The sequence below is a fragment of the Paenibacillus sp. FSL H3-0329 genome (assembly GCF_037963285.1).
Classification (GTDB): Bacteria; Bacillota; Bacilli; order Paenibacillales; family Paenibacillaceae; genus Paenibacillus_AQ; species Paenibacillus_AQ odorifer.
In genome coordinates, this window is sequence record NZ_CP150150.1 from 5,759,711 (window position 1) to 5,776,305 (window position 16,595).

General features: G+C 47.2%; 12 protein-coding genes. 5 read left to right on the plus strand and 7 right to left on the minus strand.

Features of this window, described 5'->3' with window-relative positions; genetic code table 11:
• Positions 1-166: 166 nt before the first annotated feature.
• The 4 genes from NSQ66_RS25455 to NSQ66_RS25470 all read right to left on the minus strand — a co-directional run bounded on the left by NSQ66_RS25455 (position 167) and on the right by NSQ66_RS25470 (position 5,376).
• Entirely contained in the window at positions 167-3,172 is a 3,006-nt protein-coding gene (locus NSQ66_RS25455; protein ID WP_076099382.1) for a carbohydrate binding domain-containing protein, read from the minus strand.
• 243 nt (positions 3,173-3,415) lie between these two features.
• Positions 3,416-4,084 (minus strand): alpha/beta fold hydrolase, encoded by a 669-nt coding sequence (locus tag NSQ66_RS25460; protein WP_036685332.1) that lies wholly within the window; start codon positions 4,082-4,084, stop codon positions 3,416-3,418.
• 155 nt (positions 4,085-4,239) lie between these two features.
• Positions 4,240-4,821 carry a hypothetical protein gene (locus NSQ66_RS25465; RefSeq protein WP_036685335.1) on the minus strand — a complete coding sequence of 194 codons (582 nt, stop codon included), beginning with the start codon at positions 4,819-4,821 and terminating at the stop codon, positions 4,240-4,242.
• An 18-nt stretch (positions 4,822-4,839) separates the two neighbouring features.
• Positions 4,840-5,376: a hypothetical protein gene (locus tag NSQ66_RS25470; RefSeq protein WP_036685336.1), complete on the minus strand. Its 537-nt coding sequence runs from the start codon at positions 5,374-5,376 to the stop codon at positions 4,840-4,842.
• 383 nt (positions 5,377-5,759) lie between these two features.
• Here NSQ66_RS25470 and NSQ66_RS25475 point away from each other — a divergent pair, with 383 nt between their 5' ends.
• From NSQ66_RS25475 to NSQ66_RS25495, 5 genes are all read left to right on the plus strand, one after another.
• Positions 5,760-6,098, plus strand: a complete 339-nt coding sequence (locus NSQ66_RS25475) for a DUF6385 domain-containing protein (protein WP_076128014.1) — start codon at positions 5,760-5,762, stop codon at positions 6,096-6,098.
• 28 nt (positions 6,099-6,126) lie between these two features.
• Positions 6,127-7,584, plus strand: coding sequence for a DUF6385 domain-containing protein (locus NSQ66_RS25480; protein WP_256721451.1), 1,458 nt, complete (start codon positions 6,127-6,129; stop codon positions 7,582-7,584).
• Positions 7,585-7,697: 113 nt separating this feature from the next.
• Positions 7,698-9,743 (plus strand): glycosyltransferase, encoded by a 2,046-nt coding sequence (locus NSQ66_RS25485; RefSeq protein WP_076213674.1) that lies wholly within the window; start codon positions 7,698-7,700, stop codon positions 9,741-9,743.
• The gene (locus NSQ66_RS25490; protein ID WP_339279461.1) at positions 9,740-11,161 is read left to right on the plus strand and encodes a glycosyltransferase; all 1,422 of its coding nucleotides are present in this window, start codon (positions 9,740-9,742) and stop codon (positions 11,159-11,161) included. Before NSQ66_RS25485 ends, NSQ66_RS25490 begins: the two co-directional genes overlap by 4 nt.
• Positions 11,162-11,176: 15 nt before the next feature.
• Positions 11,177-13,126 carry a glycosyltransferase gene (locus NSQ66_RS25495; protein WP_339279463.1) on the plus strand — a complete coding sequence of 650 codons (1,950 nt, stop codon included), beginning with the start codon at positions 11,177-11,179 and terminating at the stop codon, positions 13,124-13,126.
• Between the two features lie 25 nt (positions 13,127-13,151).
• Here NSQ66_RS25495 and NSQ66_RS25500 read toward each other — a convergent pair whose 3' ends face one another.
• The 3 genes from NSQ66_RS25500 to NSQ66_RS25510 are packed head-to-tail and all read right to left on the minus strand — an operon-like array spanning position 13,152 to position 16,565.
• Positions 13,152-13,889, minus strand: coding sequence for a glycosyltransferase (locus NSQ66_RS25500; protein WP_076099388.1), 738 nt, complete (start codon positions 13,887-13,889; stop codon positions 13,152-13,154).
• Positions 13,882-15,084 carry a hypothetical protein gene (locus NSQ66_RS25505; RefSeq protein ID WP_076099389.1) on the minus strand — a complete coding sequence of 401 codons (1,203 nt, stop codon included), beginning with the start codon at positions 15,082-15,084 and terminating at the stop codon, positions 13,882-13,884. The genes NSQ66_RS25500 and NSQ66_RS25505 overlap by 8 nt, the downstream gene beginning before the upstream one ends.
• The gene (locus NSQ66_RS25510; RefSeq protein WP_076099390.1) at positions 15,081-16,565 is read right to left on the minus strand and encodes a hypothetical protein; all 1,485 of its coding nucleotides are present in this window, start codon (positions 16,563-16,565) and stop codon (positions 15,081-15,083) included. The genes NSQ66_RS25505 and NSQ66_RS25510 overlap by 4 nt, the downstream gene beginning before the upstream one ends.
• Positions 16,566-16,595 lie beyond the last annotated feature (30 nt).

Here is a 16,595-nt window from a genome sequence, read left to right on the forward strand (position 1 = left end):
TTTTCCTGAATTCTACTGCACAAAATACAGTTAATTCTTTCTACCAGCTTCAAACAGAAAGTTTAATTGTACTTTCTGCAATTAAAAAGCTTCATACTGCTTACCAAGGAGCGGCCCCAAACGGGAGCCGCTCCTTGGTGTGTTTAAGCTGTAGATATTATGAAGCTTATAGATCCTTCCAGCGCTGAACCGTCAGATTTACGGTTTGTGCACCGCCTGATGGCGTAAGGGTTCGATTGGAAAGATCCGATCCATTCGAATTCACCTCCACATTAGTCCAAGCACCTCGTGTAACTTTGTATTGAATTGCTGTTCCCGCCGGTAGACTTAGTGTGATGGAGTAAATACCATCACTACCCTTCGTCAGTTGGTAGTTCGGATCTGCCGCATTCCAGCTATTGAAGGAACCGGAGAGATAAACGGGACCACTCACAGGAGTAGACGCAGGAACAGTTGCTCGGAATGTAACACTATCCGCTTGTGGCTCTCCTGCGGTGATGTTACCATTCACCATACTCCAGGTGCCCGCAGCAAAATGATAGTTATTGCCTCCATTGTTATCCCATGTGCCACTGCCATTATTAAAGGCTGCGGTCAGCCCAGCTGCCGTGTCCAACTGAATCGTAACCGCCTTATATCCTGTAAAAGCAGAAGCTTGAAGCTGCTCGCCTGGAGACGTCGTCCAGACCGTTGAACCATCGAGCTTATAATGGATATAAGAGCTGCTATAAGCCGCATTCTTATAATAGATCGTTGCCGTACTGCCGACAGGTGTTGCCGTTGGTGTTGGCGTTACGGTGGGTGTCGGCGTTACCGTTGGCGTCGGTGTTGGCGTTACGGTTGGTGTCGGTGTCGGCGTTACCGTCGGAGTTGGCGTTGGTGTTACCGTCGGTGTCGGTGTCGGCGTTACGGTTGTTGTTGGTGTCGGCGTTACCGTTGGTGTCGGCGTCACGGGTCCACCCGATTGAATATTGCCAGTTGGTGTATAGGTCCAGGTGCCGGCACTAAATAAATAGTTGCTGCCCCCGTTACTGTCCCAAGTGCCGCTGCCATTGTTAAAGCAAGCTTCAAGCTGGCTGGCTGAGCCAATATTAATCGTTATTTTGTTGTAGCCTGCTACATCAGAGACAGGTATCGCCACACCCGGTGATGTCGTCCAAGTTCCTCCTGCAGGACGATAATGAATATAAGGCGAGGTATAGCCCTGCTTATAGTAAATAGTGACACTGTTCCCCGCTGGTGTTGTCACTGAAGCAATCGCGCTAAGGAGGGATAGATTGCCTGCTGCATCCATTGCTTTTACCGTATAGTCATACGTAGTACTGGCAGATAATCCGTTATCCGTATATGAAGTAGTTGCGGATGTACCCACTTTTACGCCGTTGCGATAAATTTCATATCCGGTCACACCTACATTGTCGGTGGAAGCGGTCCAGCTTACTAAAGCACTGGATGCATTTTGAACGGTTGCGGTCACGTTAGTGGGTACAGTTGGAGCAACTGTATCTGTAGGAAGCTGTTGTTTGGCATAGATTTTGGCTGCATTTGCACCCACGGTTACAGTGATCTGCTTGCCAGTTGCTCCACCCGATTGTACGGTTACCGTATCCGAAGTGTTCAACTGGTTATAAAGAACCGTCCCGACTGCCAAGCTGCTCTCTGCACGCAGTGGAATGGTAACGGTCTGCGAGCCGCTGGATTTATTACTGAATACGGAGATAACTTCCTGCCCCAGATTAGTTCCAGTGTCAATACGACGTGAAAAAGCATATAAGTTCTGTGCAGACCACATTTCACGTTGAGTGCCTGTACGGAGTGCCGGATTATTTTTCCGAATCTCATTAAGTTTGGCTACGTGCTTGTAGGTGCTGGCATTCTCATTAAAATAATTCTCTAATACATTGCCGTTTGCATCCCGTTTCACCATTGACCAGCGGTTCCAGGTATCGGCGATGCCTCCCGTCATAATCTGCCCATTACCATTGCCTTTGTTCTGTTCCGTACCTTGGAAGACAACGGGTGTTCCACGCACTGTAAAAATAAAACTCAAAGCGTTCTGCAGCTTATCTACGCTTCCTCCAGCTTCTGTGAGAAAACGATTGCGGTCATGATTGTCGATAAAGGTAACCATGTGATTGGCATTTCCGTTATAGTAGGAATCCTGTGCCAAGGTGCTTTTAATATTGGAGTCAAAAGACTGCCCATATGCGAAGCTATTTAGAACGGAGAAGAACATTGGGAAATCAAGCATGCCCCACTCCTTGTTGTTGCCGACCCAGCGCGAGACAAATTCAGCATTGCCGTCAAAATTCTCGCCAAAGGTATTAACCCCCAGATAATTTTGCAATTCACCAATATCAGTCGGCTTCATCAGCTTGGCTGCGTCTACACGCGCACCATCTGCCCCTGTATAGTCAAACCAGCCTTTAATCGAATCAAATATGGCCTTTTTAGCAGCAGGGACATCGAAGTCAATGTCATCCAGTCCGCCTAGATCATGATTTTCTAAGTAATCCTGTGCCCATTGATCATATCTTCCGTCTGCCAAAGACCAGTTGATATCTCCATTATGGTGATACCAAGCCGGGTTATTGAAAGGAGCTGCTGGCTGCAGACTAGGGATATCATAGTAGGCTTGGGTACCCAGCATATAATCCCCGATATGGTTTGGCACAACGTCTATAACCACCTTGATGCCAACCGCATGTGCGGAATCCACTAACTCCTTCAGCTTCTCCTTTGTACCAAAGTAGGGATTGGCTGCGTTAGGGTCCTTAACGTTGTACCCGTGATACGCCGTGTTTTTACCGCTGCCATTGTTCTCCCGATTCGTCATTTGCGGCTCCGCCACTGGGGAAATCCAGATCGCGGTGTAGCCCATATTTTTAATATAAGACAGCTTGTCGATCACTCCTTGCCAATCTCCGCCTTTCATATAACGGAAATCTTCTTCAGAGTTCTCGCCATAGCGAATTGCCGCTCCCGTAGCATTGTTGGAAGAGTCCCCGTCATTAAACCGGTCAACCATAATCTGATAAATGGTATCATTCTCGTTAATCGTACCGATGCTGGCCGCATCTGCCTGTTGTGGCGCTAAGACGAATAAATTAATCACAGTAGAAAGAAGAATAGATGTAATCAGAACGGGCACGTACCATAACTTACGTTTCATCGCGCGCATCTCCCTCTCTTATTAAAGCGTATTCATAACACACTAAAACCTACTTCTTGGATTAAAAACGACCTTTCCAGCGATGTTTTTGGCATAGAAACAAACGAATTTTAGGGAAACCGGTTTCCCTACTAAAAATTACCATGACACCAGACGCGTTGTCAAGCCTTAAAATTGAAATGCACAACAAAAAAAGAGCTCCTATTTAGGAAGCTCTTGGAGTTGAATATTTACTGTTTGAGTTCAGCGTCCCGCCGTCTGAATAAACTGCAAGACCTCATTCATAATTCGGTCCTTCTCTTCACAATGGCACACCATATGACCACTGTTGTCGACCATCAGCACCTGTTTTTGGGTCGCCTTGATCATATGATGTCGTAGGTAATCGGCGCTTCTAGTCTTCACTAGATGATCTCTTTTTCCTTGCACGATCAGGGTTGGAGTCTCAATATGCGGATAGACAGAAAAGCTCTCACGAACCAATCGCTGGAACTCTCGAGTTGCTTTTGGAGGCGTTGAACTGAATTTACTAATATAAGTTTTTAGCATGGAAAAGCTCCCAAGGGTCTTAATAATTTCTACAGGATTCAGCGGAAACACAGGGGTAGACAACAAAGTGAGAGATTTAATCCAAGGTTTATAGCGCACGGAAAGATGTGAAGCAATAAGAGCACCGGTTGAAAAACCGATCAGATGAACGCCGTCATTTGTCTTTAACAGCTCTGTTAATTCATCCTCAGCACTTTGCTGCCAATCATGTCGATCCGAATGCAGTAGATCATTCCTGCTGCCCCCGTGCCCCTTCAGGGTAAATGTTCTGGAACGATAATTATGCTGCTCCATAAACTGGGACAAGGGAGAGATTTCATGCTCACCTCCGGTAAAGCCATGAATAAATAAACAACTTTCCATAATTGTCCCTCTTTTCACATTCCATACTGAATTCCAACTTTATTGTATAATGCCAATCCCCTTTATTTTCTATTCATTCCAACCTTCTATGTAAAACCTTAACCAAATGATGTCAAGGTTTACCACCGTTATAGTTTCAAAAAAAAATATAAACTCTATTGCTCCCACCAAAGAAGACCAAGTGCAGAAGTAATCGTTAAGCCTACAGCCGAGCTAGATGAAGTTACGTTAGCACAAATAGCAGTCCCCGGCGGAACGATGATGCTGCCCGTAAAGTTCTGTGAGAAAGCGCCTGGAGCTAATTGATAATTGTAAAGCGTCGTCCCCCCGCTAATTGCCGCTGTTGAAGATTGAACGGTCATCGCACTTGTAGCCGCGCTTCCGAGATTATTATTGGTTGGTGTCAAGGTTGCAGGAGAGGTTAACGTCCCTCCTTTTACAATTGTAAAGCTTCCAGACATAGCCGATAGCAGAGAAGATCCGCCGATACTGCCGCTAATACGAGAGATATATACGGTTTTCCCGCTACCAGCAGCATTACTAATCCGAATAGAAGTAATTGCAGAAATAAGACTAAGTACGACCAAACTAGACGCGGATGTGTTGGTAGAATACAAGACCGCAGCCTTCGAAGCACTTATTTCAGGTGGCGCGCTGATATCCGGAGATTGGAAGGTATTGACCATATCCACAAAAAGAGGTTGATCATTGTCGTTAAACACATATTGATTAGGCATGATTATCCCCTCCCATTTCTAATATTCCCACCAGCTGATAGATGTTGTCGCTGCTGAAGTTCCCGATGCAATCGTGATGGACGTGGTTATGGAATTTCCGGGAGGAACAACGATTTGTCCAGTAAAATCAACAATGACGGGACCCGCTGCCAGTAATAAAGATACTAGAGTGGCCGGACCTCCCGTAGGGGCAGAAGTCGAGGTTCTGGCCGTCATCACACTGGTTAACGCACTTCCAAAATTAAAATTTATCGGTGTAACGGTAGTCCCGGTGACCGTAGCGTTTCGAAGCAGAGATAAAGTAACAGCAGCTGTTGCCGAGCTAGCTGCAACACGGGATACATACAATGTACGTCCGCTGCCTGCCGGATTACTAATCTGAACAACTAGCGGTGCAGCAGTCGTTACCGTAGAAGTAAAAGGGATTCCAAACAATAGCCCCGCCTTAGCCGCTCCTCCCTCCGGAGCTGAATCTATACCAGGTGCAACATACGTGTTGACTTGTTCTGTAAAGAGTGGCTGGCTACTCTGATTAAAGACTGAATCGTTTGGCATGCGCTATCCTCCCCGTACTTGAGCTTATCTTATTTTATGCCGCTCTAAGTAACAGGTTGTTTGGGAATGTGCGTATTTTTGCTTTCCCAGCCCAATCACCTCTTATTTTTCACCATATATTATTATCACCATTCGAATGGCTAAGGATTGTCCCTAACGGTTCGCGGCTTATTGAACTGCGGTTTATTGATGCTCAGGGCTCAAACGACGGTTAGGGTCCTTTTATGGATAGGGTTCCAGAAAACCCGTAGGAGGTGAATGAAATCCATAACGGTCTGGAACTAAAAAAGCGCAGCAAAATAAAACACTCAAAAAAACAGGGGAATTGTTCTAGAAATCCGCAATCATTTCCACCTCCAAAGGGTCGAAGAAACCGCCGTAAGGTGACGATCAGTCCTTTATTTTCCGAGCATCAATTTATCGGATTCCCCGTGTCCAGCTCCATTTCACCTCTGCCTTGGCAAAAAAGCGGAACCAAAACGATGATCTCTTACGCAGTTATGAACCAAGGAGACCACCCTGTTAGCGTCCGCTTGGAGATTAGTCCGAACAGTTTTGATTCTTTTATAGATTCAGAAGAGATCGTGGCTGCAAAAGAAATGAAGGTGCTAGTGCCAAGCAGATTTTTAAAGTGGACTCGGATATCCGCCTCCACGCAACAGTCAACGGGTTTAGGCAAAATTGATGTATACGTCCAAGCCCAGTCTATAGGTATGAGTTAACAATTTTATAAGAGAGGGACGAGGAACTTTGCCTAACTACAGCTCTTTTCAAGCTAATCCCGATAATCTACGAACGCTTATTTTTGGCCGGGATGCCTCGCTGATTGATCATCCGCTCACTACAGATCCAGGCGGAAATCTAACGACAATTATCCTAGATGGTACGATTTCCAATATACTCGGAGCTACCATCACTGCGGGTACTTTGTCATCAGCAGGAACAGTTACTAACATTCTTAACGGGACGATCACTAGCGTACTCGGAGCTACCATCACTGCGGGTACTTTGTCCTCCGCAGGTACGGTTACCAACATTCTTAACGGGACCATTACTAGCGTACTTGGAGCTACCATCACAGCTGGTACCTTGTCTTCCGCAGGTACCATTACTAACATTCTCGCAGGTACCATTACTAACGTACTCGGGGCTACCATCACTGCGGGTACTTTGTCCTCCGCAGGTACGGTTACCAACATTCTTAACGGGACTATTACTAGCGTACTTGGAGCTACCATCACAGCTGGTACTTTGTCTTCCGCAGGTACCATTTCTAACATTCTCGAAGGCACGATTACTAGCGTGCTCGGAGCTACGATTACGGCTGGTACCATTACTAGTGTACTAGGCGCAACTATTACCGCGGGTACTTTGTCCTCAGCAGGAACGGTCACCAATATCCTTAACGGGACCATTACTAGTGTGCTAGGGGCTACGATCACAGCTGGTACCCTATCCTCAGCAGGTACGGTCACCAATCTCTTAAACGGGACCATTACCAGCGTGCTTGGAGCCACAATCACAGCCGGTACTTTGTCCTCCGCAGGTACAGTAACCAATCTCTTAAACGGGACCATTACCAGCGTACTTGGAGCTACGATCACTGCGGGTACTTTGTCCTCAGCAGGTACAGTAACCAATCTCTTAAACGGGACCATTACCAGCGTACTTGGAGCTACGATCACTGCGGGTACTCTGTCCTCAGCAGGTACAGTAACCAATCTCTTAAACGGGACCATTACCAGCGTGCTCGGAGCCACGATCACTGCGGGTACTCTGTCCTCAGCAGGTACGGTCACCAACCTCTTAAACGGGACCATTACCAGTGTGCTTGGAGCCACCATTACCGCTGGTACGCTCAGCAGTGTGACCTCTATTTCACAACGCAGCTTTATCGAACAGACGACGACGGGTATTGCAACTGCTAATGCCTATACTCCACTGCCAGCAGTGACTACGAGCGTATTGGGTACCTATTCCTTTTTCATCAATAACACTGGAGCTAACCCAGTCAACACACGAGTAGAAATCAGTGCTGACGGAACGAACTATTTCGTCGATACCACAGGAGATAATCCTTTAGCAGCAGGTTCTGTCGATGTCATAGTTCCGGCCAGATTCCTGAAATATACACGCTTATCCTATCAATCAACGAATGCAGGGGCCGCCTCAACAATCAATGTAAGTTTCAACGCACAGGGAACGTAATGCAGATGCCCATCATATGTTGTAACGAAAGAGTGCATGGATATCCATGTGCTTTTTCTTTTGATAGCAAAAGCTGATTTCTACTTCTACATATGTAACAAGGAGGAAACAACGTGAACAATATTACGCTTGGCGTCCACCTCATCGTTAACAATGAAGCTGATCTTCTGCCCCACTGTCTCACAAGCGTAGCAGGTGTTGATGAGATTGTGGTCATAGATACAGGCTCTACTGACGAATCCATAGCTATTTCCCAAGCGCACGGGGCTAGAGTATTCCAACGGGAATGGACAGAAAACTTTGCTGCAGCACGTAACGAAGGTCTCGATCAGGCGGATACAGATTGGATTCTAGTCCTTGATGCCGATGAACGCCTGCAAACTCCACTTCCGGAACTCCGCAGCCTCCTGCAAAACACGCAAGCTCAGGCTTTTACAGTACACATTGATAATTGGCTTGGCGTTCGGCCTGAAGATAAGGTAAAGCACAGTGCGGTTCGTTTATTCCGAAATGGACAGGGTTATCGATATAGCGGAAGAATTCATGAAGGAATTGACGCTGCAATCCTTAAATCACATAACATCTCGGCGATTGAGCATAGTGATATTGAGATTGAACACTTCGGATATATGCCGGAAATCATGGCACGAAAAAATAAAATCAAACGCAATGAGCAGCTGCTGCGACTCGCTTTAGCCGAACAACCGGAAGATCCTTTTCACTCGTATAATTTAGCAGTCACCTGCTGTCAGGACGGTCGTCTTCAGGAAGCAGAGACATTACTTCGCCAGACCCTTCACCATGTACCACTTGAAGCTTCCTACCGTCCTACGATGATTAGAGATCTCTGTAAAATTTATCTGACTCAAGGAAAAACGAATATCATAGATCCCTTGCTGTTGCCTGAATTGGAACGTTATGAGGATTACCCTGACCTGCATTTTTTATTAGGCCAATCTTTGGAGAGTCAAGGCTTGTTAGAACGTGCTTTTCAAGCTTATCAGCGTGCAGCATCCATTTCTGGAGATCAGGTTAGTCAAAAATATGTATCTGAGCAAGGGATGAACACCTTCCGCCCACTTTATCGACTAGGCTTAATCTCCGAGCGGCTTGAGCTTCAGGAGGACGCTGCGAGATTCTACCACCGTGCGCTTCAACACCACTCTTTATATAGGCCTGCCTTGCAGGGAATAGCTTCTGTTTTTCAACGCTTAGCTGTACCCGATGAGGAGATTGCCAGCTTGCTGATACAACTCGTCCCCCCAACTAATGCTGCCCAACGAGCTGCAATCATTGACAGCTTATTTGCGATAAATGCTAATGAGACCATCACTAACTTATCCCGAGACACTTTTCCCTTGGAATTAGAGATGGCAAATTGGATGATCTCTTCACTCCTGATCACCGGCAAGCTAGAGGACGCCTATACAACCATAAGACAAATGACCTCCTTAGCTACGCAAGATAACCATGATTTAGAATATCTGAAAAAGTGGGCTACCCTCTGGGCTATTTACTCTTGGTCGCTTTTTGGAGAATTCCACAATGACCTGCTAACCTATGTACCAGACGAACTTCGTTTCGGACTGCAATACATTCAGAAGTGCCACCAGCAACAAAAGGTAGATCCCGTTGAAGCAGAGGTAGATTCATTAACATTACATTCCTCATTCATTTCAGATTTGATCGAACAATCAGTAAAACTGCACCAGCCCGCGTTAAGTGAAGCTTTGGTAAAGCTGTTCCCTACCTTTCGGTCTGAATTAGCCGCAGCATTATATAAAGAAGGGAATAGGAATGAGGCAGGCGAGCATTTTATCAGGTTAGTTAGCGATCAAGCGGCTGATGCGAAGGTTCTTTTTTATATAGGTGAGATGGTCTTTGACAAAGGGCATTACACGGAAGCCAGTGAATGGTTTCAACAAGCGCTGGAGCAGATGCCTGAGCATGAGGCTGCCCGAGTGGGTTTAGCACTCTGTTACCTTCAGCAAGCGAAGCTTAGCATGGAGGAGGCACTGAACAGCTTGGATGCAGCTAACGTTCATGGTCCACTGCAAACGGATATTGGCGCCATCCATAAATCCATCTTTTTACTAAATCGTACACCGTGGCACACACAATGGAGCTTCCGCCAGAGCGAGGGGAGGACAGCCAAATGAACATGCCAAGCCAACAACCTCTGATTTCTCTATGCATGATCGTTAAGAACGAAGCAGATAGCTTAAGCCAATGTTTAAAAAGCGTACGTGGTATCGCCGATGAGATCATTGTAGTCGATACTGGCTCTACTGACTCCACGCTACAAATTGCTCTAAGCTTTGGAGCTAAAGTTGTTCACCATCCTTGGAATGGCGATTTTGCCGCTGCCCGCAACGCGGGTCTTCAGCAAGCCCACGGACAATGGATTCTCATTCTGGATGGAGACGAGGAACTGGATGCGAAAAGTAAGGGGGAGCTGTTTCTGTGTGCGGAGCATTTGGAGTATGAAGCTTTTTTTCTGCGCATTCATAATCATAAAGGTTTAACCGCAGCTTCACAGACCATTACTGTTAATCCGATTATCCGGCTATTCCGTAACCGCCCGCAGTACCGTTTCAGCGGCATCATCCACGAACAGATTGCAGAAACGATCGTAAAAGCTACACCCAAAGCAGCTATGCATTTAAGCACCGTAGTCATCCATCATTACGGTTATGCAGACGGCGTAGTAGCAAAAAAAGATAAGATCAAACGAAATGTTGAGCTGCTCAAGGAACAGCTAAAGTTAACTCCCAATGACCCCTTCCACCATTTCAATATGGCTGTTGAATATATGCGGCTTAGTGAATATCAACCGGCTCTAGAACATATTAAAAGATCACTTAACGAAGCTCCGCCCGACACAAGTTACGTTCATCTGCTGCACAAATATCAAATCCGCTGCCTGGCAGAATTAAAAGATTTCAACGCGGCCCTGGAAGCTTGCGACTTAGGGATAACCTTACATCCGGATTATCCTGACTTGGCTCATATCAAAGGTGTGCTGCTGTTTCAAATGGGGGCCCTAGCTGAGGCCAAAACAGCATTGCTGCAAGCCTTAGTCATTGGAGAAGCTCCTTCCGGTTACCATACCGAGTCCGGATTCGGATCTTATTTGACATTTTATTTGCTGGGACAGTTATGCGAAGAAATAGGCGATGAGACCGAAGCCTGTGCCTGTTATACCAAAGCTGCTCAGCTTCATCCCGAGCCAACGCCCATCATAACCCGACTGATCCGAGCCTTAAAATGTGCTGAGCGCGAAAATGAAATTTCGGGCTGGCTTCACGCTCATCTACCCGAATACACAGCTGCTAAAAGCGGACTTCTCTTAGATTTATTGCGGATTGAGGGATGTGATAAGGCAGCAAAACAGCTGATGAAGACCACAGGGCAGTCCTCATCTAATGACTCGTTATTTAACCCAGCCTATCACCCAGGGCGCTCGGAGCTTTTGTTGGCGGATCATCTGCTTGCCTCCCTCTCCTCTTCAACCCCCTATTCTCCAGCGGCTAAAAGAGTGCGGCTCGCACTCCCACTGCCCAGAGTTTCAGATTAGGAAGGACGTATTCCTATGACCACACCGGATATCACACTTTGCATGATTATTAAGAACGAGGCAAACCATCTGGAGAAATGCTTATCCTCTGTTCGCGGGCTAGTGTCTGAGATTATCATTGCGGATACAGGCTCAGAGGATAACAGTAAAGAAATCGCTCAGAGGTTCGGTGCAAAGATTATCGATATTCCTTGGGAAAATGATTTTGCCAAAGCGCGGAATATAAGCCTAGAGTATGCAACTTCCGCTTGGGTTCTGGTACTTGATGCCGATGAGGCTGTGGATCATTGGAGTGAGAATCTGCTCCAGCCCTTGCTTGGTGCCGAGTATATTCATGGTTATTGGCTGCCCATTATCCACTATGTCGGTGAAATACCTGAAGCGGATTTTGTTACAGATCATGTCTGTCGGTTATTCAAAAATGATAACAGAATTATTTTTCGCGGAAGTATTCATGAGGAGATTGCCAGCAGCATTTGGGAGCTTCCAGCGGGGGAGATCGCTTATGCAGATTTGCGTATTTTCCACTACGGATATTTGGAAGATGAACTGATGCGTAAAAATAAATATAGCCGCAATTTAGCACTCATCAACAGGGGTCTGCGACTTCAACCGAACCATCTTTTTCTTCGTTACGCGTTAGGGGCAGAGTATTATCAGCAGGGACAATATAAAGAAGCGGCAGAGATCCTCCTTCCGCTGCTCACCGATGCTCCAGCCCCTTCCGGTTATGTCTCAGATATTTACCTTAAGACGGCGTACGCCTTACAACTATGTGGCCGAAAGCAGGAAGCCGAGGAAGTTTTTCGTACGGGGAGCGGTCTTTTTCCCGATTTCACGGATTTATTAGAAAGCTATGCCCTCCTGTTACTGGAACAAGGGAAGCTCAGCTCAGCCAAGCACTTCTTGGAGAAGGCACTTCAGAGCGGAAATACAGCACATAAATACCCTTCTTCCTCAGGCAGTGGAACGTATCGGACAGAACTACTAGCCGGGAGAGTCTGTGAGAAGTTATACCAATATCCGGATGCGTGGAGACATTACGAGGCTGCCGTACAACATAAGCCTGATTATAGCGAGGCGTGGAAAGAACTCGTCCCACTAAGCCTTCTATCTGGAGAGAAGGCACAGCTACGAGCATTGACCCACAATCATCTGCACTCTCTATCTCCTGATACTTTGAGTTATCTTCTGCCCGCAGCGCTCAATGCCCGCGATCCGGAATGGCAAGCTGAGCTTTCTACAGCCAGCCAGTTACCCTCATCCGTTCAGGCTGCATTGCTGGCGATTCTGGAGATAAACAATCAACCGAAACATCTTCAGACACTCGCACCGCTTGAACAGCTGCTTCATGATCCTTCCCATCTTTCCAACCGATCCTTTGTACTTGGCTACCTGTGGGCTTTCTCTTGCCGTATTGGAGATACTGAGTCTGCCATGCGCTGGCTTGTCTGTCTATTGCCTTACAGACCGGGGATTTTATCGATCCATCATCTTTTAGCGGGGAATTATAGGCTTAAAGCTGATCTTTCGGATCTCAACTATACAGCACAATTGCTGCTTCAGACTGGTGCTTGGAATAGTTTATTAGCACTTTATCGGCATTCGCAAGGTTCTTCCTTTCAATGGTCCAGTCTGCCGCAGCCCTTACTTTACGGTTTACTCGAAGCCCCCACCTCCATAAAAAAACAATGGTGCTCTATTTATGTCAGCAAGCACCCTCAATATCATACGCCTGCGGACTGTACCGAGTGGCATTTATACGCTGCGATAGCCTACTCCTGCAGAGAGATGCCCATCCTTCCTGTAGAGGATGAAGCCGCTTTGCGTAGAGTCGGGGGGGCTACCGCAGCCGTGAGCCTCGCTTATTACAAGCTGCAGCTCGCAGCAGAAGTTTATCCGCAAGGGATACCGTCAGCTCATATCTCTTCTGCGCTGCTTCTGAGATCTGCCAGCCGGACTTAGCCGGTTGGCAGGGCAGATGCGGATTTCAATGCTCCTCTTGCCATTCTACCAGATGGGGCTGCTCATCAAGGATAGATTCGTACTGCTCCAGACTCCCCCAGCGCCCCTCTGGATCAAGCTCCAGGTAACGCGAGTATTTTCGCCGAAGCTCCTCAGGGGATATCGCCCAACCATAATGTTTCACACGCAGCTCGGTAAGAAAACCCGGCAATACCGAATAAGAGAGCGGAAGTCTTGGCACATGATGATCCATTTTCGGAAAAAAATAATGAAAGTTCGGCAAATAGCGGACTAGTGTACGGGTATGTTTCGTGTGGATATTCCAATGCCCATCTTCACGGTAATGTGTGGTGCCGCCCCAAAAATCAAATAATCGGAAGGATACCCAGTCATACACATCCTGATCGATGAGTCGCCTCATCTCCCGTTTAGCAGACTCTTCATAGAACTCATCGGCGTCCACAGACAGCAGCCAATCCGGATTCGTAGATACCGCCAGCTCCCACAATGTTTGCCGCAGCTCCCATTCACGGTTAAACAAAGAGCTTTGCAGGGTTACAAGCTTCTTAACTTTGGCAAAAGAGAGACATAACTGAGCCGTATTATCTGTACTACCATCATCCACGATTACAATATCATCCACGAACTCACTTAATTCCTCCAGCACCTGCTCTAAATACCTTCCGGCTTCGTTCCTAACCTGCATTATAGCGGTCAGACGGTTGCCTGACGTTTTGCGGAGTGGCCCTCTATGACTACTCATCCTCCACTCTCCTTCTCAATCGTCTTACAGCCTCTTCGAGATCTGCCATCTCTGACAAAAGTGGCCATGCCTGATTGTCTTCCCCTCCTGCATTTAAAAAGCTGCGGATGGCCTCGTGCCGCCTGCCATACAGCAAGTGTATGGTGCCTTCCATGGCTTCATCCACATTTTCTTGCTCATGTTGCAGCTCTATTGCCTTTTCCCATTGAAAAGTCCGCACATAATTTTGCACCAGCAACGCTTTTGCCTCGGAAGAAGTTAGCGGACTTAAAATCCTTACCGCCGCTGCCTCATCCTCATTCCGGTGGAACAACTCCGCGCGAACCAGTTCATCCTGCCCGGAATGGAGCCAGCCCTCCATCCTTTCTACTGCTTGCTTCTCCTCTGCGGTAAATGCTGTAATCGCAAATTGGCGGACTGCCGTTTCCAGATTTCCTGTCTTGGCTTCTATTGCAGAAAAAAACCGGAAGTGTGAAATAAGGCAATCCAAATATTCATACAACACCATTAACTCAAAGGATTGCGCCAGATATCGATTCGCTGTGGAGTCCCCAAGCAAATACAAATAAGATGCTGCCAAATAATGTACAACAGGCTGGTTGGGCAGCTTAGCGCACATTGAGGTATAATAATCCGCCCTAAGCTGGAGTTGAATCCTAAACCAGTCCGTAGCAAGGAGGGGCTCCTCCTGCCATAAGTTCTCAATCGCCTTACTCCACAACATCTCATAATCTGTCAGAAAATAAATCCGCTCGCGCTGACATACAACTCCATAGGATTCTTGCTGATCCCCGTCGAGATAAATAATATTCTCCCTGCACAAGCTCTGCTCCAGATAGATCCGTTCTGACCGGGTTCCTACTAGATCAGCCTTTGCTCCAAGCAAGCCGCTGTATTTATCCCATAAGACCTTATTTTCTTCTTCCGGACAGCGCTCTAACAAAGCCACTATATATCCCGCTTGCAAAGAAAGAACCTCGGGCAGCCAGTAAGGAGAAGAGACCAGAAGTGTGTACTCCCTCGCCTTGAGAGTATGAATATCCGCGATCATTACCGGCTTGATCTGGCTGTTAGTCTGCTGCTCAAGAGTCATTCTTGCGGCAAAACAGACCTCTTCCCGCTCGGGCAGAAGATCCAACAGTCTTTTATATTCGTATTCCTCCCAGGAACCTCTGCTCAGAATTAAATATTTCATGACTGCGCCTCCTTGCCCTTGCTGCTATCTGCCTTCTTCCCCTGCGGTTCGGACAAATCCCCTACATAACCTATAGTTAGTGAAGCTTCAGGGTGAAGCTGCAATTGGTGCGAAGTAGACGCCTTACAAGTAATCACTCCAGGCACATTCCCGCCTTTATGAGCAACTCGCTCTAACGGAAAAACGATTCCCGAAGGGTCTCCCTTAAGTAAATGCCCCACCTCTTCGTCCATATCGGTAGATAAACTAACGATCAGATCCGCGGAACCTTGGGTGATCGCCTTCACTACCCGTTCAACGTAATATTTCTCATATCTGATAGAGTCTGATAAATACACAGTTATCTCACACTCAAATAATGCAGATGCATTCCTCAAAGCCCGCAGCCAAGCCTCTTGACCACGAACTGTAATCACTACATCCTGTTCATTTACTGGCAAGCCGGGAGCTGTGTTCATCCAGCTGTCCTTGATCCAGATCCAGCGAATATTCTTGTAGCTCTGCTGCTCCTGTGTAGCTGCCCATTCCTGCGGAAGAGGGTCCCCATTCCCATCCTCTTCACAATAAACAATCGCCGTCACTAATGGCGTTGTCAAGGATGCCTTACCGAGTGGAATAACAGGTTGTGTTGATTGTAAGAATCCATTCTTCGGTACAAGATGTTCTTCGGCTTCTAAGACATCTTCCAGCGCCCATTTTGTACTGTACGCCTGCCAGCCATCCGCAAGTGTTGGTCCGTTCAGCCTTCTCTGGCCCCTATCAAGTGAATGTATAGCATGAACATACACAGCATCACTTAGCGCCAGCTTGGCTCCAGACTGCCGGGCTCGAAGACACCAATCGGCAATCATAAGAGGCCGCGCTTGAAGCGAGGTGTCCAACCCTCCAATACGCTGAAGCAGCTCTTTAGAGAACAGGAGGCAAGAACCCGTTAGTACATCCATCTCTCGCCATTCTCCTTGATGCCGGCCAAGACTGTAGCTTACATGAGCAGCAAACTCATCATAGGTGCCGAAGTGAAGACGTTTCTTCCCTTCCCCTCTTTCGGTTGAAGAGCGAGGGGCCACCACCTTAACTGCAGCGTCATCAAAAGGAACCCACAATAGCTCACTTAGCCAGCCAGGCGATACCATGATCGAATCTTCAAGCAAAACCGCGAAACTGGTTTCGATCTGTGCCAAAGCCTGGTTAGGCATGTACTCCTCCTTTTCATAAGGAAGAAAGAGAATCGACTGCTCCGGTGAGAACTGTCCCGCTAAAGTTTCCATAGGAAAATCAGGAGTCATCGCCACAGCAATAATGCGCACAGACTCTCCAGAATGGAGCAGCAGCAAGGGTAAGCAAGCTGCGGCACATTCCAGGCGGCTTAGCTCAACTACAAGGGTAAGCCCATCTTTACTCGGCAGTGGAAGTAGTCCCGTGCGCTCCAAGAACCCATACCTTCCCGCCAAGCGTTCCACATTCAGAGATTCTTGCGACATTAGGATTCACGCTCCATTTATTAAAGCTGT

Coding starts and splice junctions, on each gene's coding strand:
- NSQ66_RS25505 (WP_076099389.1), bottom strand. CDS start 15,084: ATGAAATATTTAATTCTGAGCAGAGGTTCCTGGGAGGAATACGAATAT.
- NSQ66_RS25460 (WP_036685332.1), bottom strand. CDS start 4,084: ATGGAAAGTTGTTTATTTATTCATGGCTTTACCGGAGGTGAGCATGAA.
- NSQ66_RS25510 (WP_076099390.1), bottom strand. CDS start 16,565: ATGTCGCAAGAATCTCTGAATGTGGAACGCTTGGCGGGAAGGTATGGG.
- NSQ66_RS25465 (WP_036685335.1), bottom strand. CDS start 4,821: ATGCCTAATCAATATGTGTTTAACGACAATGATCAACCTCTTTTTGTG.
- NSQ66_RS25500 (WP_076099388.1), bottom strand. CDS start 13,889: ATGAGTAGTCATAGAGGGCCACTCCGCAAAACGTCAGGCAACCGTCTG.
- NSQ66_RS25495 (WP_339279463.1), top strand. CDS start 11,177: ATGACCACACCGGATATCACACTTTGCATGATTATTAAGAACGAGGCA.
- NSQ66_RS25490 (WP_339279461.1), top strand. CDS start 9,740: ATGAACATGCCAAGCCAACAACCTCTGATTTCTCTATGCATGATCGTT.
- NSQ66_RS25455 (WP_076099382.1), bottom strand. CDS start 3,172: ATGAAACGTAAGTTATGGTACGTGCCCGTTCTGATTACATCTATTCTT.
- NSQ66_RS25470 (WP_036685336.1), bottom strand. CDS start 5,376: ATGCCAAACGATTCAGTCTTTAATCAGAGTAGCCAGCCACTCTTTACA.